Origin of the sequence: Amycolatopsis coloradensis, assembly GCF_001953865.1 — a bacterium.
GTDB lineage: Bacteria > Actinomycetota > Actinomycetes > Mycobacteriales > Pseudonocardiaceae > Amycolatopsis > Amycolatopsis coloradensis.
Genome location: NZ_MQUQ01000020.1, coordinates 56624 through 75225, shown reverse-complemented (window position 1 = coordinate 75225; position 18602 = coordinate 56624). Strand labels below are relative to the sequence as shown.

Genomic DNA, 18602 nt, shown 5'->3' with positions numbered 1-18602 from the left:
GAAACGATCTGGCGGTGTCGAACGATCGACAGGTTGGCGACGGCTAAGCTGCCGGTGCTGGGCGACACCCAACGTCGCCGACGTCGGCCCTCGTAGCTCAGCTGGATAGAGCAAGAGCCTTCTAATCTCTAGGTCGCAGGTTCAAGTCCTGCCGGGGGCACGTCGCAACAGGAAAACCCCTGGTCACGCAAGTGGCCAGGGGTTTTCTCATCTGCACGACCCACCACAAACCCACCTGATTCAGGCTGCCAGCGCCGGACGAGTGGCCAGAGCGGCACTGGCTGCCTCGCCCACGACGCCGCGACTCATGTACAGGTCTTGCGTGGTGCTCGGGTCGTCGTGGCCGACGTAGTCGGCGATCTCGCGCGCAGACAGGCCAGCGGCGTCGAGCACGTCGACGACGTAGTGGCGCCAGTCGTGCGGGTGAAGCCCCTCGAAGGACGTTCCGGCGACGACCCGACGGATGTACTTCCGGGTGTTGTCTGGGTCTCTCAGCGTGCCCGTGGAGGACGGGAAGCACCACTCCGACGTCAGGGACTCGTGCCGCTGCTTCAGGATGTCCACCACCCACGCGGGCGGGCGGATGCGGCGCATTCCGGCCGGACTTTTGGTGTAGTCCTGAACGATCAACCCAACTCCGGTGACCCGGATCACGGTCCCATGGATCCAGATGGTTCCCTGGTCAAAGTCCACCGAGGTGTCCCAGTCCAGCGCCAGCAATTCACCAATTCGGCAGCCGAGGCCGGAAAGGACATCTTGGACGTCGACGAGATCCCACCGTGCGGCATCCTCCGAGTCATGGAAGAGCTGGAGGGCGTCCGAGGCGGTAGCCGGGGTGATCAGTCGCGCCTTCTTGCCGCTCTTGTCCCGCTTCGCGCTCAGTGACTCGATCTCGCGGACCGGGTTGTCGTCGAGCGCGTCGTGACGAACCATCAGCGCACACATCGCCGTGAGGACAGCACGAGCCAGCTTCGCGGCACCGCTTCCGTTGTTGTCCCGAATGGACGTCAAAACCTTGTTCACAATGGACACTCGTCGCATTTCCCGGACCTGAAGATTCCCGAGAGGCTTTTTCAGGTACCGTTTCCACGCGCCTTTGTAGTCCTGTTTAGTCCGTATCGCCTTGTCTGAGCGGTCCAGCTCAGCGAAGTAGATCTCGGCGACTGCGGAAACCTTGGTGTCCGGGGTGATCTCGCCGTCTAGGAACGCGCGGGAGCGGTCGCGCAAGGCTTCAGCCAGGTTGTTTTCAGCCTTGGTTTTAGTGGCTCCGTTGCGCTCCACCCGTCGAAGGACGCCGTCGTAGTCCTTGTAGTTCGTTCTCGCGACCCAGCCGCCGTGCGGCACTCTGTTTGCCCAGATCTTGCCCCAAGTTCCGAGGGGCATCGGCGGCCGGGGCATCAGATGCCCGCTTGTTCGTCGAGCCAGGCCGAGACTGCCTCGGGCCGATAGCGGACGTACTTGCCGACCCGGATGCCCACCGGTCCCCTACCTGTCTTGCGCCACTGGTAGATCGTGTTCTTCGAAACCTTGAGAGCCTGCGCGACTTCATCGAGCGTGAGAAGTGGGTCCACCGTAGTTCTCCTTGTCGTATTTGCGTTTGCGGTCGTCTCGGATGCGTTCGGCGATGCCTGCGGCGAGTTCGCGTTCTGCGTCGTCGGTGTATCCAGCGCCGTCGAAGGTCCAGTCGTTGACGACGAGGACGGTGTCGGCGCGGTCGTCGAGGCCGAGGCGTTCGAGGGTTTCGGTGAGCCGGAACGCGCGCCGGTCCTCGCGGATGGTCTTGAACGTCGTGGAGTAGGCCAGCGACTTGGTGAGGAAGTGCCCACGGAAGGCGAGCATGTGCGCCCAGCGCCGGAGTTTCAGGTCCTCATAGGACAGAAGGTCACCCAGGTCCCACGCGGTTTGGATGATGCGGCGGTGGTGTGGGGAGACCTTGAGGTAGTCGATGTCCTGCTGTGACCGGATAGGACGGTCGGCTGCTTCGGTCTTGCCTGTGCCCTTGGTGGCGTACTTCGCGATGTAGGCGGCGAGTCGGCCTTCGCTGATCTGACCGTTCTCGTCCTCGATCTCCGCCGAGACGGCGCTTTCGATGCGCCGGACGTCGACCTGAGTACCCCAGGCGAGGATGAGGACTTCCCCTTCGGGGCGGTGGGTGGTGACCTTCACGTGTCGGGCGGCGGCTGCGACGGCGTCGTCGAGCAGGTCCGGGGTGGCCCAGGCCGGGGCGTCATCGATAGCGCCGCCGGGGCCGTCGAGGCGGACGACGGCGTGGAAGTGGACGAGGCCGCGCCGCTGGTATTCGGCGACTTTGCCGTAGGACAGGCGGGCGTGGTCGCGGAACTCGCGGGCGGTGAGTCCGGCGCGTTTGGCGATCTCGCGGCGGACGCGGGTGATGAAGCGCTGCCACAGGACGCCCGCGTGTGCTTGCCAGAGAACCGAGGCGACGTAGTCGTAGGTGTCAGGATCGAGCGGGGTTCCGATGCGGGTGTCGGCCTCGTGGTGGACCTCGCCGCAGCCGCAGGGGATGCGCTTGCCGCGTGCGGTGGTGCGGGCGTGGTGGACGGGGCCGAAGCTGGGTGCGGTGAGGGTGGCGAAGGAGCGCGGCCGGTCGGTGACCGTGGTGGGGACGCCCTTGTGGCCGCCGACGAGTCCGGCGCGCATGAGGTGGAAGGCGTCTGCGGCGTAGCGGTCGGAGCAGGAGGGGCAGACAGCGGAGCGTCGGTTGCCGCAGGGAGCGAAGATGTCGCCGCCGTGGTGGTGCAGCACCTGCCCGGTGTTGGCGTCCTGGAGCTGGTGCGCTCCGGCGAGCCGGATGGGCCGGGAGCAGCCGTTGACGGCGTGGACCTTGGCGCGCCATTCCTGGTAGTCAGCGGCCCGGACACGGGCGGTGAGGCGATGTTCCAACGTCAGCATGTCGGAGCCCTTCGGTTCGTGGAGACGAGAAACGGGGCACGGCCGTGGTGCTTGGTGGCCGTGCCCCGTCGAGGTCGTGCGTGATGCGTCAGGCGTCGAGCTTGTACCCGTTGTGCGTGGTGAGTTGCGCGAGGACCTGTGCGGCCATCTGCTCGGGGATACGAGCGGCGCGGCGGATGTCCTCGGTGGTGACCTCCCGCCCTTCGTTGCGAGCGGCAGTCACAGCGGCGTCGACGCGACTGGAGATCTCGGGTGGGAGGCGAAGCCGCGGTGACGGCGCGATCGTCGCGGGTGGTTCAACCAGCATCGGGTTGGATGCCGGTTTGGTCGGCGGGGTGGCGGCGAGAGCTTGTTCACGGACTTGGGTGCAGGTCTGCTGGATGACCGGCATAACCTCGGCGAGAAGGAACACCACCAGCGGGATGACCAGGTGAAAGAACACCATGCCTTTCGATACCGGACCATGGGCGGGGGCGAGCCCTGCCCAGACGTTGGCGACCAGCGTGGCACCAAGGAGTACGCGTTTGAGGTAGCGCACCGGTTTCACGTTCGTGGTGACCCCGTAGGACAGCATTGCGGCTTCCCAGCGGAGCAGGGTCACCAAGATGCCCGCTAGCGCGGGTTCGGCCAGCCAGGCACCCCACCAGAGCGGATCGGACGGTTGCCGGTCTCCGGCGAGGAAGTCGTGAACACCGGCGGTGGTAAACCCGAGCCCAATCGCGAGGAAAAGCCACATGGTGCGGGTGATCGAGACTCGGAACCGGTCTGCGGTCACCGCGCCCAGCATCGGGTCCGTGGACAGCCTGTGCACATCGCGGGCTTCGTCGAGCTGATCGGACAGAGCGCGTACCCGACGCGATGGGCCGGGGGTGTCCTCGCGATCGGACTTGGATCTACCGAACACCGTGATTCCTCCTTCCTGTCAGTTGGTGATCAGCCCTGCTCAGGCACCATCGCGCCAGCGAGCGGCACGGCGGTGGTAGTACTCGGCCTGCTCGATGAGCATGTCGCCGAGTTTCTGCCCGACTTCCGCCAGGCGCGGGTGCCGGAACGTGGGGTCCTCGATCTGTCGCGAGTGGACGACCTCGCGGAGCAGTTCGTCATATTCCTCGTACAGAGCGGTCACGTTGCGGTCGTCGAATTCGTCGTTTCCGGTCATTTCGTGTCTCCCAAGGGATGAAGGTTGGACCAGCGTTGGAGCATGTCCCTGCCGCGCCTGGTGAGCTGGAGCGGCAGGACGGGGCGTCGTTTGATCCCGTAGACGCACGTCATGGTGTGTCCGGGCGCGCAGCGGGTGAGGTAGCCGTTGGCGACGAGGTGATGGACGATGTCCTCGTCGAGCGCCGGGCGGGCGCGTTCGCCGTCCTCGATCACCACGACCTTCTCCGTGTCATCAAGCAGGCCGTAGTGACCTTCCTGAACTTCGGCCAGCACATCCTTTGCCACCAACGGATTCCCGCTACCGCCGTTGGCCTTCTTACGGTCGCGGACTGGTGGGCACTGTCGGCCCGGCGTCGGTGGCGGCGACGGGTCGACTGTGCCGAACAATCCGAGCTGATCACGGTTCGCGCGCCTGGTCATCGGATACGCTCCCTTGGCTTGCCGAACTCCTGGTTACGGAACTCGATCACCCCAAGAGACATCCCGAGCCCGACGCAGCCGAGCACCCCGAACGTCGTCCAGAACAGCGGCGAGCCGCCCTGTGCCCAGAAGATCAGCGCCAGCAGGCCCACCGCCGGAACGCCGTACTTGGCGACCAGCCACACGCGCCACACGTAGAAACCGATGCGCCACATCGTCATTCCTCCGTCAGTAATCGGTGATCGGGGCAGAAAATGAGCACTTCGGAAGTGGTCACCCAGCCGGGATAGTTGGCCACGTAGGCGACGAGTTCGTACCAGTCGGGATATGAGCAGACCTCGTCGTAGTCCGGCGGGATTCCGCAGATCACGCAGTGGCAGCGGTACACATGCGAGTACTCGATGATCTCGTAGGTGTCCGAGTCCTGCGAGGTCAGCCACTCATAAATCGGCCGACACTCTGCTCGCGACTTGTACAGCCGCTCGTTGGTGATATCCCAGGTGCGATCCTGTCGATTCCAGGCCTTCACCGCGAAGTACGGCCCAAGGGCGATCACTGCGTAGTTCGTCGGAGTGAGCATCAAGCCACCACCGTCAGCCGCGATTCGCCCATCCATCCCGAGCGGACGAAAGCGACCAGGTCGTCAAGGTCGCCGTCATCGGTGTAGGCGGCACGGACCCGGATCGGGGTGCGGGTCTTCTGTCGGATCACGTAGCCGATACCGGCCGTCTCGGGCATGTCCGGGATCTCGTCGGCCAGGGCACCGCGAAGGCGGGCACCGTCACCAAGGACCATGTCCACATGAGACAGGGCGGTGACGCGCATGCAGATCCGGACCGGGAACAGCTCACGAATCGGAACCGTGTCCTTGGTTGGCTCCTGCACCGCCGCGATCATCGAATGACCGGTAGCGCGGCCCTGCGACCCGACGATCGCGAGGTTCTTCCGCAGTACCCGCCCGATCGAGCCGTCGCCGTAGGCCAGCAGCGCGCCGATCTCGTCGAGGATCAGGACGTTCAGCGGCGTTTCCCGCGACATCGTGATCTTCCGCGTGCCGGTCGAGGCGAACATCCGCTGAACGGCCCGCAGGTCCTCCAGGTACGCGTCGACCAACTCAGCGCACTTGCCCTCATCGTCAGCGTACCGGTGAGCGATGCCCGCCAGCTTGGCGAACTCCAGTTGCTTCGGGTCGCAGATCCACAAGCGCACGAGCCCGTCCCGGATCAGTGGTGCCAGACCCCGCAGGATCGCGAGAACGACCGAGTTCTTGCCCGCCCCGGTCGCACCGGCGATGAAGATGTGCCGACTTCCGATGCCCTGCCGCCACTCCGAGCCGTATTCGGTCTCGCCGATGTAGATGTCGCCGGGGTCCACGGCGTCGGACTCCTCAGGCATCTCCGGAGCCGGAATGGTCTCGGTGAACGGCTCCGAACGTTCGAGGATCAGGGCGACGTAGCCCGGCTTCGGCCGCTCGATCGCGATACGCTCCACCTTCAGCGTGTCGGCCAGGATTTCCAACTTGTCGTCAAAGGAGCGACGTCCCTGCCCGGGAGCCAGCGCCAACGTGATCGTGTCGACCGAAGGCGAGTAGGAACGCACCCGGATGACCCTCGGGAACCGTTCCTGTCCGGTCTTACGGTCCGTGGTGTAGAGGTCGCAGGCCCGGAGCGCCTTGTTGAACTTCGGTCCGAAGTAGACCGACCAGCGCCGCCGCCAGGCCCGCATGCGGGGAGCGGCGTAGTGGTCGAAGGTGTCCGGGTGCGCCCGGTACCAGGTGCACAGTCCGACCGCCGTCCCGCCGACGATGCCGCCAGTGGTGCTCCAGCCGAGTTCGATTCCGGAGGCGGTGAGCGCGCCCGGAGTGAGAACCGAACCGGGGTGGCGGACGGTCCACTTCAGGGCGCGGAACTCGCCGCCCACACGCCGGAAGGACTTCACGGATTCAAACTTCTTCTTGTGCCGCATAAGAGTGTTTCTCCTTGTGTAGGACGAAACCGGCCCCGCGTCCTCGGTCAGGAGGTGCGGGGCCGATCTCGTGCGGGGACTGTGTCAGGTCATGGCCGGTCGGGCGTCGAGCAGCTCGGTCGTGAGCGTGCCCATCGCGCGGGCGGCCTTGTCGTGTGCGGCGCGGAAACCACTTTGGTTCAGCGGCATTCCGCGCATCGCTGCCTTGAGCTGGAGAAGCGCGGAACTCAGGTCGTCGACCACTCGGTCTACCTGATGGCTCATGTCAGAACCTCCACTCGCGTGAGATCAGTTCGGCCTCGTGCTTCTTACCCAACGTCCGCAGATGATCCAGCGCGGCGAAAGCGTTCGTGCGGTACTGCTTCAGTTCGTCCTGCGTGGCGATGCTCCACGAGTCGGCACCGGCCGCGCCGTCGTCAACCTTGGCGATGAGCTTGTCGACGTCGCCCAGGATCTCCCCGAGAAGATCAAGCGTCGCGGTGAACGTGGCGTAGCGTTCCTGTGCGCGCCGGTTGAGTACTGCGAGCTGCATCTCAGGACCACCTCTCCGGGCAGTTCTCCACCGACCACTGGAGGCCGCTCATGTCGGCGATCAGGAGCCGCACGGCGCGACCTGCTGTGACCTTGACGTCGTCCGGAACGTCGCTGTGCCGCAAGTTCTGATAGGACTTGTTGACGCCATCGATGATGTCTTGAATCTCCCGCATTTCGTTTAACCCTTCCTCGTCGAGGCCGTCAGTTCAGCGGCCGTTTTCAGGTCAGCGGCGAGGAATCTGACTGCGTTCCCGACCGCCTGCCGGATGTCCCGGTCAGGGTGTGCGGCCTCGAACTTGTGGTATGCCTCAGTGGCCGCGGTGATGATTTCCAGGATTTCCGGCATGGTGTTCAGTCTCCGTTCCGAATCACGTGCTGTGCGTGCTTCAAGCCCTCGCAGAAACCGGCCTGCCAACCGAGATCGGTGGTCTGTTCGGCGAGTGCTTCGTTGCGTTCCCGCTCCAGGCGAGCCGCGAGCATGCGGATCACCGTGCCGACACGAACCGGGCGGCTCATCAGTGATCACCCCCGTCAATCCCCAACTCCCGTTCCCAGTCACGGGCATGGACCCACAGTGCCGAATCAGCAGGCGGGTTCGTCGCGTAGATTTCCGCAAGCGACATTGCTGTAATAGCCGAGTTCCGGTCGAAGTAGACAAACGGAATCAGCGTCACCGTCCAGCCGTCCGACGTTGCGATGGCCCGATGTTCGGTCACCGTGCTCATCATTTCCGTTTCCGTGATCCGGACACTCATCAGTGCCCCACCCTCGTGGCCAGCGCCAGCCCCGAAGCCAAGGCAAGCACACCGAACAGCGGGGACGCGACAATCAGGCAGACCACCAGGACCAGCCAGACCACATACGGCAAACCGTTCACGATCATGTCTTTCTCCTCCTCAGGGATAATTCCACTGCGCGCCACACACTTCGCATGTCGCGATCCCGCACACCACGTAGAACTTGGCGGTGCAAGCGTGGTTGGTCTTAGGAACCTCGCTTCGGGCCGGACGGGTCATACGAGGACAGCCCGCCCCTGCCCGCCAAAACTCCCACCATCGTCCTTCTCCTTTCGTGCGTTGGATTTACTCGTCGTCGTCTTCAGCGGTGAACTCGATTCCGCAGCGTCCACAGAGGATCGGAGCATCCACGAGCGTGGTTTTGGCAACCCGGATCTTGCGTTCGCATCCGCAGGTCGCGACGGCCAGGTTGTTGCTGCGTGCTTTCGTCGGCTTCGCGACCTCGTCGTGTCGATGTGCGACAAGCGCGGCCTTGATCAGGTCGACTTCGCGCCGGTACTGGTTCGACGTTTTCGTCGGGACCGTGGTGCGGCTCCAGCCGATGGCCGGGTCCTCTTCCAGGATCAGGCCCAGTTCCTCGCCCAGCGCCTTGAAACGCTTGTTGTGGTAACGACCTTGACGCGACGTGTCCTTGATGTCCCGCACATGCGCCAGTCCGTGAGCGGCCTCGTGAAGCAGCGTCCCGAGGACTTCCTCAGCCGTGCGGCGAAGTCCTTCCCCTGACACGAAAAGCTCCGGGATCGGGTCGTTCTCCCCTACCTGCCAGCGGCCCGCCGCGAAGTGCCCCAGTTTCGTCTGTCCGGGCTTGCTTCCCAGCGTTCCAGACCCGATGGTCAGCACCACTTCCGGAACCTCCGGGTGGCGCTCACGGATCGTGGCCCATGTCGCGTCGAACGCCGTTACCAACCGAGCAGTGATGCACTCTGCCGTGTCCACCATTCTCGCCCGCCTCCCTTTTTGACGCTTAAGTGTCAAAGTCCCGAAGTCTGGTAAAGCCCAAAGACCCCCGGAAAAATGACCCCGGGAACCAATGCGCGCCACCACAAACAGCGCGGATTTAGGCATGGATCGGCCCACTATGTATTTGTCAATGAACGGAAAGCGCGCTGGCCCGACTCGAAACGGGCGGCCTGCCTACAGGGCAGCGCTCCAGGGTGTTGTGCCGCGAACACTGGGGAGGTTCCGCGAACCGGTCACCCGCCGGTCATGCGACCGAAATCAGGCAGCGTCGCGAACAGCGCCCAACCCGGCAGGCTTCAACCCCTCAGCCTTGAACCACAGGCCCGACCCCGTGATCCGCCCCTCATCGTTCGTGGTCTGCCAGGTGTTCAACATCGGGGCGATCAGCTCCACATAGGTGCCCTCGTCGAACCCATCCCCCGGGTCCGTCGCCAGAGTCACCTTGATCTCTTCACCCTTAGCCATTCGGCCGTTGCGCCCGGGGGCTTTCGCCTTCGCGAACAGCATCACCACGAACTCGGCAACACCGTCCGTGACGGCGGGCTCAAGCTCCTTGGTCTTCTTGTTCTCCCGCATCTTCATGGTGGGAGTCTCGGTGACCATGAACTTGTAGCCAGTGCTGACGAACGGGATGTCCTGCATGTCTGCCTCCAGAGGATCGAACACCTGGTATCGTGTTACATACCCAGTATGCGATTACCTGGCTGGTATGTCAAACCATACCCACCCTGTCACTCGAATGGACCAAGGATGACCAACAATGACCAGTAGCGAACGAGGCCCGAGCAAGGCCGTACCCCAGTACATGCAGATCGCCGACGAGCTACGCCAGCAGATCCGTGCTGGCCTCCTTCAGGTCGATGCACTCGTTCCCAGCGCTGCCACGCTCTGCAAGCAACATGACGTCAGCATGATCACCAGTAAGAAAGCCCTTCAAGTGCTCCAGAGCGAAGGGCTCGTCTACAGCGTCCCTGGCAAGGGCACCTACGTGGCGAAGCTGGATCGGATGATCCGGACTATGCCCTACCGCCACTTCGAGCAGGTGGAGCGCACATACGTTCGCGAAGCAGGACGGGCAGGGCGCACGCCCACCGCCGAGCACCGCACACAAGCAGCAGCAGCCTCCGAGTGGGTCGCTCAGCGACTGGAAATCTCGCCAGGGGACGACGTCACCGAGACGACCTACCGAGTGTTTGCCGATAGCCACCCGATGAGCATGTCGACGTCCTGGGAACCCAGGAGTATCACAGGCGGAACAGTCATCGAGCATCCACACGAAGGACCGCACGGTACGCACGGGCTGAACGCTCGCTTCGCTGCGATCGGTTGGACAGTCGCACACATCCAGGAACGGCTCATCGTTCGCCCGCCAACAGCGTTCGAGACGTCCGAACTGGCCATCCCCGCCGATGTTCACGTCGTCGAGGTCCGACAGACTGTCCTGGCGACACAGCAGGACTCAGACGACTTGATCCCTGTCGAGGCGGCAGACATCATCTTCCCCAGCGACCGCTACGAATTCGTCTACATGATGGACCGACCACAGTAAGGGCAGAGATCAGATGGGCAAGCACCACCCCGAGGAGGACGACGCGCCCCGTACGGTCGACTCGGTCGGCACCATCGACCATGAGCGACCGTACGGCGAGGCGACGCAGTTCACCCTTATAGACTTCGGCGAAGTGCTCCCCGTTCGGCGCCGTGGCTGCCCTGAATGTGGCGACCCGGATATCACGTGCTCCGCCACTAAGTGCTATCGGTGCGGGTCTTCGTTCACGGCCGCATACCAGCTTTCGCCTCGCAGTGAGTGATCTACTGCTTTCCGACTTGAACGCCTCGTAGCTTTTGAAATGGGCCAACCAACCCTCGCTACGGGGCGTTCCTCTTTGGACTCCCCGTGTCCCTTGTAGACCTACTCGCCAAGGTCGCCAGGCTCAGTGTGTTCAGAGTTTCTTTTCTTGTTCAAGGCGGCCCCTGCGGGGCCGCACGGCCTCATGCCCTTTGCCACGGCCGACCGCCCGGGGGCGTGCGGCTGACGCCGGTCCCCCGGGCGGTCGGCCGTGGCGAGGCAGGCCGTGGGGTCCTCGGACCGTTGAAGAAGAAGAGATGTCCTCGCCGGACGGGCAGGTCTCCGAGATGTCCGGGAGTGAGCGCACGTCGCGTACGTGTGTGGCCATTCGGCATCCCGACGACCTCCCAGAGGGCATCACACCGTGTCAAGGGGGCAGTACCGCAGGCACGCGCCGGACAAGCTCCAGGTGCCCCCTTGACACGGCGCGATTGGGCTTGCGCCAGGTCGACGAGATGCCGAAGAGGCCCCCACTTGCAGGTGGATAAGATGAGCAGCTTCACAAGTCCCCTCACGGGAGGTCCCCCTATGACAAAACAGCGACCCGAGGTCAAGACGGGCGAAAATTGCTATGCCACCATTGCAGGTGGTCAGATCTTTGGGATGATCCTTTCTCGGACAGGGAACCTGGTCGAAGTTGAAGACGCAGCCGATCACCAGGTCTACGAAGTGGACCTCAAGAACATCAAGTTGGCGTAGCTCCCACCGCTTACCCACCTCTATCACTCAGCAGCAACCACAAGCGACAACTAATAACAGACGTTCACTTTTGCGAATAGGGCAGGTAGGGGCAGGTAACGACCATCCACAATAGACGAGGACAAACATCGCGCTCTAATCTCTAGGTCGCAGGTTCAAGTCCTGCCGGGGGCACGTCGCGGCTGGTCACAAGCACTTTGTGACCAGCCACCTCGGACACGGAAGCGTCCGGGGGGCCAAGAATGGATCACTTTGGATCCGGGACTTGGTCCGAGCGGGGACGCCGCCGGGGCATCGCGCGATGCCCTGGCGGCGACTGCGGGGTCGCTGGAGAGACAGCGCACTCCTGACGGAAAAAGATGTCGAAGACTCCCGGTAGTCAGTCACTGTTGCACCGACGGGCTTCCCCCGAGAAGTGGTTCATCCGCGTCGCCGGTCGCTATAGGTTGTGCGCATGTACGTGCCGACGCCGACACAGCACGATCCGCGACCGGACGCCGGGCCGCCCTGGTGGCTGCTCATCGGGCCCGGGTTCGCCGCGCTCATCGGTCTGTTCCTGCTCACCGTGGTCTACCGTTTCGATGGGCGAGCGACCCTGCAAATCGAGCTGGGCATGTCCAACCAGGCCATGCTGCTGAGTGGCCTCGTCGCGTACCTCATAGCGGCCGCGATCGCTTTCCCGGCCGGTCTGGTGCTCGGCGCGCGCTTCCCGACGGCGCTGACCGTGCCCGCGCTCTGTTTGATGCTCCTCGGTGTGGTGCTGGTCGCCTTCACTCCCGACAGCGTCCTGTTCCTGGTCGGGCGGGCGCTCAACGGACTCGGCGCGGGGGCGGCCATCGGCGTGACCGTCGCGCTGATCCGGCGGCTCCGCACCGGTCGCGGCGCGGCGGCGGGGGTGACGGCAGGCCTCGGTGTCGTCGCCTTGGCGACCGCACCGTTGCTCGGCGGGCTGGTCTCGGACGCCCTCGGCTTCCGCGTGGTGTACGTGGTAGCCGCGGTGTTCGTGTTCGTCGCGCTCGTCGTGGCCGGAATCCTCGGCATCGTCACGCTGGCGAAGGCGAAGCCGGCGGCACGGCCGATGCCGTACGGCGCGCCGTACCCGCCGCAGGGTCCGCCGCACGCCTGACCTCAGCCGCCGAGACCCCGCAACGCCGTGAGCACTTCCTCCGTCACGTCGAGCCGGGCTTCCACCTCGGACACCTTCGCGGCCACGCGACGGTGCGTCGTGCGGCCGCGGGCGCTGAGGTGGACGAGCACCCGGCGCCGGTCGGCGGCGTCGACCTCGCGGTAGGCCTGCGCGGTGGTCACCAGTTTGTCGACGACCCTGGTCAGCGTCGGGGCGGTGGCCAGCGTCCGGTCGGCGAGTCCGGCCATGGCGAGACCGCCTTTGCCGCTCAGCGCGTCCAGCACCAGCCACTGGTCCAGGGTGAGTCCCTCTTTGGCGAGCACCTGCTCCACGTCGGCGGCGACGGCCCTCGCGGCACGGGTGAGCGAGCCGATGAGCGACGGTCCGGCGGTCGTGACGCCGCGTGTCCCCATATCCCGTCCCTTGCCAAAACCGGACACCCTCGTGATACTTCCAGGTGAAAGCACTTTGACCTTACCGGGCCACCGCATGGAGCGCCATGCCCCTTCGCCTCGCCACGCGGCCCCGCGACGACACCTGGCGCGTCGCCATGGTCGTCCCCTTGCAGGGGCCCGCCGGGCTGTTCGGCCCGTCCTGCGAGGCGATCACCGACCTGGCCGTCCATGAACTCAACGAATCCGGCGGCATCCTCGGCAGGCAGGTCGAGGCCGAAGTGGTCGACGGCGGCGGCTCCTCCGCGCGGGTGGCCGAAGACTTGCGACGCCTGGTCGACGCGGGGCGGGTCGACGCGGTGAGCGGCTGGCACATCTCGTCGATCCGGCACGCGCTCGCGCCGGTCGTGGCCGACAGGGTGCCGTACGTGTACACGTCGCTTTACGAAGGCGGCGAGCGCCGCTCGGGCATCTTCTGCACGGGCGAGACGCCGCGCTGCCAGATCGAACCGGCCTTGCGCTGGCTGCGCGATCACCTCGGCGCCCGGCGCTGGTTCGTCGTCGGTGACGACTACGTCTGGCCGCACCGGTCGGCGCGGGCGATCCGGTACTACGCCAAGGATCTCGGTCTGCGCATCACCGGCGAGGCGTTCGTCGGGCTCGGCACGGGCGATATGTCCACAGTGGTCCGTTCAATCGAACAGTCCACAAGCGACGGTGTGCTCATGTTGCTGGTCGGGCAGGACGCGGTGCGCTTCAACCGCGCCTTCGCCGCGCGCGGGCTCAGCGACCGGCTGACCCGGTTCAGCCCGCTGATGGAAGAGAACATGCTTCTCGCGAGCGGCGCGGACGCCACCGGGAATCTCTACGTCTCCGCCGCGTATTTCCGGTCCATGGTGACCGCCGACGCGATGGACCTGCTCGGCCGCTACGTCGACCGCAACGGTCCCGGCGCCCCAGCCTTGAACAACGCCGCCGAATCCTGTTACGAGGGACTGCACACGCTGGCGGAACTCGTCCGCCGCGCGGGTACGCCGGAACTGCCCGCGCTCAACGCGGCGATCGACGGCGTCGCCTATCACGGCCCGCGCGGCACGATCGAGTTCCGCGGGCAGCAGGCCGACCAGGACGTCCATCTCGCGATCGCCGACGGCTACGACTTCGAAGTCCTCACCAGGCTCTGAATCCCACTCCCCTTGACTCGGTCCGGCACACCACATAGTTTCATCTGGAAATATTCCACGTGATGCACGTTACGCGGAGGTGGGCATGGGCAACGTTGGCCTGCTCTACGTCGGCGCCGCCTTGATGATCAACGGCCTGATGCTGCTCGGCCGGATACCGCCGCGGTCGGCGGCGGTGCTGAACCTGTTCGTGGGCGCGCTGCAGTGCGTCACCCCGACCGTGCTGATCATCCAGGCCGGCGGGAATCCGGACGCGATCCTCGCCGCGTCCGGTCTCTATCTGTTCGGTTTCACCTACTTGTACGTCGGGATCGCGAACCTCGCCGGCCTGGAACCCGAAGGCATCGGCTGGTTCTCGCTCTTCGTGGCGGGCGCCGCCGTGGTGTTCGCGGGAATCGCGTTCCGGCGCGACGGCGATCCGGTGTTCGGCGTCATCTGGCTGTCCTGGGCACTGCTGTGGACGTTGTTCTTCCTGGTGCTCGGCCTCGGCATGGACCGGCTGACGCGGTTCACCGGCTGGACCGTCCTCCTGCTCAGCCAGCCGACCTGCACGGTGCCCGCCTTCCTCGGCCTGACCGGCGCCTACCGCAGCGACGGCGGGACGGCACTGCTGGCGGCCGCGATCGCCGTCGCGCTGGTCGCGGCGGCCCTGTTCCTCCAGAAAACCCACCCGGAGAAAAGGAGTCCCCATGCGACACGGTGACATTGCCGCCAGCCCGGACACGGTCGGCGTCGCGGTGGTCAACTACAAGATGCCGCGGCTGCACACCAAGGCCGAGGTCCTCGCCAACGCCCGCAAGATCGCCGAAATGGTGGTGGGCATGAAATCCGGGCTGCCGGGTATGGACCTCGTGGTGTTCCCGGAGTACTCGACGCAGGGCATCATGTACGACGCGGGCGAGATGTACGAGACCGCGGCGACCATTCCCGGCGAGGAAACCGAGATTTTCGCCGCCGCCTGCCGGGAAGCCCAGACCTGGGGCGTCTTCTCCATCACCGGGGAGCGGCACGAGGACCACCCGAACAAGCCTCCGTACAACACCCTCGTGCTCATCAACGACCGGGGCGAGATCGTCCAGAAGTACCGCAAGATCCTTCCGTGGTGCCCGATCGAGGGCTGGTACCCGGGTGACGAGACCTACGTCAGCGACGGCCCCAAGGGAATGAAGATCTCGCTGATCATCTGCGACGACGGGAACTACCCGGAGATCTGGCGCGACTGCGCGATGAAGGGCGCCGAACTGATCGTGCGCTGCCAGGGTTACATGTACCCGGCCAAGGAACAGCAGGTACTGATGGCCAAGGCGATGGCGTGGGCCAACAACTGTTACGTGGCCGTGGCGAACGCCGCCGGATTCGACGGCGTGTACTCGTACTTCGGCCATTCCGCGCTCATCGGTTTCGACGGCCGCACGCTCGGCGAGACCGGCGAGGAGGAATACGGGATCCAGTACGCGCAATTGTCGGTGTCGGCGATCCGTGACGCGCGTACCTACGACCAGTCGCAGAACCACATCTTCAAGCTGCTGCACCGCGGGTACACCGGCGTGCGGGACGCGGACGAGGGAGACAAGGGCGTGGCGGACTGCCCGTTCGACTTCTACAAGCTGTGGGTCACCGATGCCAAGAAGGCGCAGGAGAACGTCGAGGCGATCACCCGCGACACCATCACTCCTCGGCACCCATGATGAGCACCGTCAGCCGGACGCCCCGTGACGTGTGGGCGAAGCTCAGCACCAGCGGGACGAGCACGAGCGCGAGGTAAGTCCACAAGGGCCAGTGGTACAGGTGGTTCAAGTGCCACGTCTCCTTGAGGGCGATGAAGAAGGCGCCCGCGCACACGATGAACCAGCCCTTGGCCTTGTTGGCGAAGGTGGTCATGGTGCGCCGCTGGCCTGCCGTGAGCGTCTTCATGAACTCGCGCTGGATCTTCTTCCGGCGACGGCGTTCCTTGATGACGGCCACCGGCGGCACCAGCCACCACCAGCGCGACCTGGGGGTGCCGCCGGCAGGACGGCGGGTCTGGACCGAGCGCAGGTCCTCGAACCGTTCACTTTCCTCGCGGAGTTCGAGCGCGCCCTGGTACATGGGCCCGGCGACGAGAAGCCAGCCACCGAGGAAGGCGGACCAGGCGATGACGTACTCGATGTGGATCACCCCTCCCTGGACCACCGCTCGCCGTGATCCCTCGACGGCAGCGTATCGGCCCTAGGATCGGGGGGATGGACAGGATCGACAGCGGCAGCCGGGTGATCGCCGCACCGCCCGCGACCGTCTACAACGCACTTCTCGACCGCACGGCCCTCGAAGCGTGGCTGCCGCCCGAGGGCATGCGCGGCCGCGTCGAACACTGGGATCCCCGGCCCGGCGGCGGCTTCCGGATGACCCTCACCTATCTCGACGCCTCCGATGCCCCCGGCAAGAGTTCGGACGCGACGGACGTCGTCGAAGTCGGGTTCGCCGAACTTCTGCCGCCGGAACGCGTGGTGCAGAAGGCCGTCTTCGAGGCCGGCGACCCGTCCTTCGCGGGCACCATGACGATGACCTGGCAGCTCACCGTCGCGGGTGACGGCACCGAAGTGACCGTCACCGCGACAGGTGTGCCTTCCGGCATCGGCCAGGCCGATCACGAGGCCGGGATCGCCTCCTCCTTGGCCAACCTGGCGTCCTTCGTCGAAGCGAGCTGACGTCCGGACGCGGTGACGATCGCGGCGAGGACGGCCATCACCAGCGGCACCACGAAGGCCGCCCGGAATCCGCCGAGCGCGGCTTCCCGCGAACCGTCCCCGAGCGCCGCGACGCTGACGGCCGTCACCGCCGACAGCCCGAGCGCCGCGCCGAACTGGAAGGACGTGTACAGCAGGCCACCCGCCAGTCCCTGTTCGTCTTCGGCGATCCCGTCGGTGGCGACGATCGTCAGCGGGCCGTAAGCGAGGGCGAACCCGAGGCCGAGGAGGATCATCGACGGGAACATCGCCGCGTACGTCCAGTCCATGCCCAGCGGCAGGAAGAGCGCGTACGCCACGACGGCGAGCACGAGACCGCCGAAGATCACCCGCGCGTTGCCGAACTTCGCCACCAGACGCGGGGTCAGCGTCGGCGCGAGGATCGCGTCGATCCCGGTCGCCAGCAGCGCCAGGCTCGTCTCGAGCGTCGACCAGCCCCGGAGTTCCTGGAGGTACAGGGTGACGAGGAACTGGAACCCGAAGAACGAGCCCGCGTAGAGCAACGCGCTGACGTTGGCCCGCACCAGCGGACCCGACCTCAGGATGCCCAGTCGCACCAGTGGCGCGGGTGAACGGCGTTCGATGGCCACGAAGGCCGCCAGCGCGGCCACTCCCCCGGCGAAGGACGCGACCGTCCAGCCCCAGCCCCGCGCGGGGTGTTCCAGCCGGACCACCGCGTAGGCGATCAGCAACATCGCCACGGTCACGGTGACGGCGCCGCCGAGGTCCAGACGCCGTGGGCCTTGGTCCCGCCCCGCCGGTTCCTTGATGAGCCAGAGCGCGGCGGTCAGGATGACGGCGGCCAGGATCACCGGCGTGAAGAACACCCAGCGCCAGTCGATCCTGGTCAGCAGCCCACCGATGACCAGGCCCAGCGAGAAGCCGCCCGCCGCGGTACCGGCGTAGAACAGCAGTGCCTTGGTGCGTTTGGGGCCTTCCTCGAAGCTCGTGGTGATGATCGACAGGCCGGCCGGGGTCATGAAGGCGGCGGCGACACCGGTGACGAACCGGGCGATCAGCAGCATCCAGCCCTCGGTGGCGAACCCGCCGAGCCCGGAGAAGACAAGGAACACCACCAGCCAGACGAGGAACATGCGGCGACGGCCGTAGAGGTCGGCGGCGCGCCCGCCCAGCAGCATCAATCCGCCGTAGCCGAGCACGTAGGCGCTCACCACGCCGCTCAGCATCGCGGTCGACAGGCCGAGTTCGGCGCGGATGGACGGCAACGCCACGTTCAGCATCGCGACGTCGATGCCCTCCAGGAAGATGGCGCCGCACAGCACCAGGAGCACGCCCCAGGCCCGCCCGCTCATCCGGTCGGCGGCGTGCGGCGGCGTTCGCGTTGTGCTCAAGATCGAAACTCCCTCAGTGGACAAGGGACCGACGGTTACCCAGCTGCCGGTCGGTTCCCTCTTGTAACCAAGGGGATCTTCCGTCACCATCGATGACCATGGAAGAAGGCACTTTGAACTCACCCAGTCGTTGTGAACTCACCGAGGCGGACTACGCGGCCTTCCAGTGGGACACCCGCGAGGACTGCGAGGTCCGCCAGATCCTGGACCGGGTGGCGGACAAGTGGTCACTCCTGGTGATCGCGCTGCTCGACGTGAACACCCTCCGGTTCACCGAGCTGAAGTACAAGATCGACGGCATCAGCCAGCGCATGCTCACCACCACGCTGCGTCACCTCGAACGCGACGGGCTCGTGAACCGGACCGTCTATCCGGTCGTGCCGCCCAGGGTCGAGTACGCGCTGACACCGCTGGGAATCACGCTGCACAAGACGATCCAGTCGCTGGTCGCCTGGACCGAGGACCACCAGAGCGAGATCGCCGTCGCGCGGGCCCGATACGACCAGCGCGTCAACACCTGAGGA

29 protein-coding genes and 1 tRNA gene are annotated in these 18602 nt (G+C 65.4%); 9 read left to right on the top strand and 21 right to left on the bottom strand.

Annotated elements, in window-relative coordinates:
- The first annotated feature begins 86 nt into the window (after positions 1–86).
- Positions 87–160: transfer RNA gene (locus BS329_RS32945), tRNA-Arg, on the top strand.
- A gap of 80 nt (positions 161–240) precedes the next feature.
- Here the strand turns inward: BS329_RS32945 and BS329_RS32940 are convergent.
- The 18 genes from BS329_RS32940 to BS329_RS32875 form a co-directional block, all read right to left on the bottom strand.
- Positions 241–1281 carry a tyrosine-type recombinase/integrase gene (locus tag BS329_RS32940; RefSeq protein ID WP_158075850.1) on the bottom strand — a complete coding sequence of 347 codons (1041 nt, stop codon included), beginning with the start codon at positions 1279–1281 and terminating at the stop codon, positions 241–243.
- Positions 1282–1397: 116 nt separating this feature from the next.
- Positions 1398–1571 (bottom strand): helix-turn-helix transcriptional regulator, encoded by a 174-nt coding sequence (locus BS329_RS32935; protein WP_076165958.1) that lies wholly within the window; start codon positions 1569–1571, stop codon positions 1398–1400.
- Positions 1546–2913 (bottom strand): replication initiator, encoded by a 1368-nt coding sequence (locus tag BS329_RS32930; RefSeq protein ID WP_076165955.1) that lies wholly within the window; start codon positions 2911–2913, stop codon positions 1546–1548. Before BS329_RS32930 ends, BS329_RS32935 begins: the two co-directional genes overlap by 26 nt.
- Positions 2914–3001: 88 nt before the next feature.
- Positions 3002–3817 (bottom strand): hypothetical protein, encoded by an 816-nt coding sequence (locus tag BS329_RS32925; protein WP_076165952.1) that lies wholly within the window; start codon positions 3815–3817, stop codon positions 3002–3004.
- A 39-nt stretch (positions 3818–3856) separates the two neighbouring features.
- Positions 3857–4072, bottom strand: coding sequence for a hypothetical protein (locus tag BS329_RS32920; protein WP_076165950.1), 216 nt, complete (start codon positions 4070–4072; stop codon positions 3857–3859).
- Positions 4069–4494: a hypothetical protein gene (locus BS329_RS32915; RefSeq protein ID WP_143253296.1), complete on the bottom strand. Its 426-nt coding sequence runs from the start codon at positions 4492–4494 to the stop codon at positions 4069–4071. The genes BS329_RS32920 and BS329_RS32915 overlap by 4 nt, the downstream gene beginning before the upstream one ends.
- A complete protein-coding gene (locus tag BS329_RS32910) occupies positions 4491–4709 on the bottom strand; it encodes a hypothetical protein (protein ID WP_076165944.1) in 219 nt (72 codons plus the stop codon). The genes BS329_RS32915 and BS329_RS32910 overlap by 4 nt, the downstream gene beginning before the upstream one ends.
- Positions 4710–4711: 2 nt before the next feature.
- Positions 4712–5074 carry a hypothetical protein gene (locus BS329_RS32905; RefSeq protein WP_076165943.1) on the bottom strand — a complete coding sequence of 121 codons (363 nt, stop codon included), beginning with the start codon at positions 5072–5074 and terminating at the stop codon, positions 4712–4714.
- A complete protein-coding gene (locus BS329_RS32900) occupies positions 5074–6459 on the bottom strand; it encodes an FtsK/SpoIIIE domain-containing protein (RefSeq protein WP_076165940.1) in 1386 nt (461 codons plus the stop codon). Before BS329_RS32900 ends, BS329_RS32905 begins: the two co-directional genes overlap by 1 nt.
- An 84-nt stretch (positions 6460–6543) precedes the next feature.
- Positions 6544–6723 carry a hypothetical protein gene (locus tag BS329_RS32895; RefSeq protein WP_076165937.1) on the bottom strand — a complete coding sequence of 60 codons (180 nt, stop codon included), beginning with the start codon at positions 6721–6723 and terminating at the stop codon, positions 6544–6546.
- A gap of 1 nt (position 6724) precedes the next feature.
- Positions 6725–6991 carry a hypothetical protein gene (locus BS329_RS32890; RefSeq protein WP_076165935.1) on the bottom strand — a complete coding sequence of 89 codons (267 nt, stop codon included), beginning with the start codon at positions 6989–6991 and terminating at the stop codon, positions 6725–6727.
- 1 nt (position 6992) lies between these two features.
- Positions 6993–7166, bottom strand: coding sequence for a hypothetical protein (locus BS329_RS43570; RefSeq protein ID WP_158075849.1), 174 nt, complete (start codon positions 7164–7166; stop codon positions 6993–6995).
- A 5-nt stretch (positions 7167–7171) separates the two neighbouring features.
- Positions 7172–7339 carry a hypothetical protein gene (locus BS329_RS43565; protein WP_158075848.1) on the bottom strand — a complete coding sequence of 56 codons (168 nt, stop codon included), beginning with the start codon at positions 7337–7339 and terminating at the stop codon, positions 7172–7174.
- A 5-nt stretch (positions 7340–7344) separates the two neighbouring features.
- Positions 7345–7509 carry a hypothetical protein gene (locus tag BS329_RS43560; protein ID WP_158075847.1) on the bottom strand — a complete coding sequence of 55 codons (165 nt, stop codon included), beginning with the start codon at positions 7507–7509 and terminating at the stop codon, positions 7345–7347.
- Entirely contained in the window at positions 7509–7748 is a 240-nt protein-coding gene (locus tag BS329_RS32885; RefSeq protein ID WP_076165932.1) for a hypothetical protein, read from the bottom strand. Before BS329_RS32885 ends, BS329_RS43560 begins: the two co-directional genes overlap by 1 nt.
- Entirely contained in the window at positions 7748–7876 is a 129-nt protein-coding gene (locus BS329_RS45250; protein ID WP_279628222.1) for a hypothetical protein, read from the bottom strand. The genes BS329_RS32885 and BS329_RS45250 overlap by 1 nt, the downstream gene beginning before the upstream one ends.
- 199 nt (positions 7877–8075) lie before the next feature.
- Positions 8076–8726: a SprT family zinc-dependent metalloprotease gene (locus BS329_RS32880; protein ID WP_208619314.1), complete on the bottom strand. Its 651-nt coding sequence runs from the start codon at positions 8724–8726 to the stop codon at positions 8076–8078.
- A 282-nt stretch (positions 8727–9008) separates the two neighbouring features.
- Positions 9009–9392: a hypothetical protein gene (locus BS329_RS32875; RefSeq protein ID WP_076166609.1), complete on the bottom strand. Its 384-nt coding sequence runs from the start codon at positions 9390–9392 to the stop codon at positions 9009–9011.
- A 118-nt stretch (positions 9393–9510) separates the two neighbouring features.
- Between BS329_RS32875 and BS329_RS32870 the strand changes: the two genes are divergently transcribed.
- The 3 genes from BS329_RS32870 to BS329_RS32860 all read left to right on the top strand — a co-directional run bounded on the left by BS329_RS32870 (position 9511) and on the right by BS329_RS32860 (position 12424).
- On the top strand, positions 9511–10299 hold the full coding sequence (locus BS329_RS32870; RefSeq protein ID WP_076165925.1) for a GntR family transcriptional regulator: 789 nt from the start codon (positions 9511–9513) through the stop codon (positions 10297–10299).
- A gap of 828 nt (positions 10300–11127) precedes the next feature.
- On the top strand, positions 11128–11298 hold the full coding sequence (locus tag BS329_RS43555; protein WP_158075846.1) for a hypothetical protein: 171 nt from the start codon (positions 11128–11130) through the stop codon (positions 11296–11298).
- A gap of 454 nt (positions 11299–11752) precedes the next feature.
- A complete protein-coding gene (locus BS329_RS32860; RefSeq protein ID WP_076166605.1) occupies positions 11753–12424 on the top strand; it encodes an MFS transporter in 672 nt (223 codons plus the stop codon).
- Between the two features lie 2 nt (positions 12425–12426).
- Here BS329_RS32860 and BS329_RS32855 read toward each other — a convergent pair whose 3' ends face one another.
- On the bottom strand, positions 12427–12837 hold the full coding sequence (locus BS329_RS32855; RefSeq protein WP_076165919.1) for a MarR family transcriptional regulator: 411 nt from the start codon (positions 12835–12837) through the stop codon (positions 12427–12429).
- Between the two features lie 86 nt (positions 12838–12923).
- On the opposite strand from BS329_RS32855, the gene BS329_RS32850 reads away from it, so the two are divergent.
- The 3 genes from BS329_RS32850 to BS329_RS32840 all read left to right on the top strand — a co-directional run bounded on the left by BS329_RS32850 (position 12924) and on the right by BS329_RS32840 (position 15688).
- Positions 12924–14000: a substrate-binding domain-containing protein gene (locus BS329_RS32850; protein ID WP_279628221.1), complete on the top strand. Its 1077-nt coding sequence runs from the start codon at positions 12924–12926 to the stop codon at positions 13998–14000.
- Positions 14001–14085: 85 nt separating this feature from the next.
- Entirely contained in the window at positions 14086–14703 is a 618-nt protein-coding gene (locus BS329_RS32845; RefSeq protein WP_076165915.1) for an AmiS/UreI family transporter, read from the top strand.
- Positions 14690–15688: an aliphatic amidase gene (locus BS329_RS32840; protein ID WP_076165912.1), complete on the top strand. Its 999-nt coding sequence runs from the start codon at positions 14690–14692 to the stop codon at positions 15686–15688. The genes BS329_RS32845 and BS329_RS32840 overlap by 14 nt, the downstream gene beginning before the upstream one ends.
- Here the strand turns inward: BS329_RS32840 and BS329_RS32835 are convergent.
- The gene (locus BS329_RS32835) at positions 15669–16157 is read right to left on the bottom strand and encodes a hypothetical protein (protein WP_076165909.1); all 489 of its coding nucleotides are present in this window, start codon (positions 16155–16157) and stop codon (positions 15669–15671) included. The two genes, BS329_RS32840 and BS329_RS32835, sit on opposite strands and share 20 nt — an antisense overlap.
- A gap of 65 nt (positions 16158–16222) precedes the next feature.
- On the opposite strand from BS329_RS32835, the gene BS329_RS32830 reads away from it, so the two are divergent.
- Entirely contained in the window at positions 16223–16687 is a 465-nt protein-coding gene (locus BS329_RS32830) for an SRPBCC family protein (protein ID WP_076165905.1), read from the top strand.
- Here the strand turns inward: BS329_RS32830 and BS329_RS32825 are convergent.
- A complete protein-coding gene (locus BS329_RS32825; protein ID WP_208619313.1) occupies positions 16627–18078 on the bottom strand; it encodes an MFS transporter in 1452 nt (483 codons plus the stop codon). The genes BS329_RS32830 and BS329_RS32825 overlap by 61 nt on opposite strands.
- Positions 18079–18170: 92 nt before the next feature.
- Here BS329_RS32825 and BS329_RS32820 point away from each other — a divergent pair, with 92 nt between their 5' ends.
- Positions 18171–18599 carry a winged helix-turn-helix transcriptional regulator gene (locus BS329_RS32820; protein ID WP_084750498.1) on the top strand — a complete coding sequence of 143 codons (429 nt, stop codon included), beginning with the start codon at positions 18171–18173 and terminating at the stop codon, positions 18597–18599.
- Positions 18600–18602 lie beyond the last annotated feature (3 nt).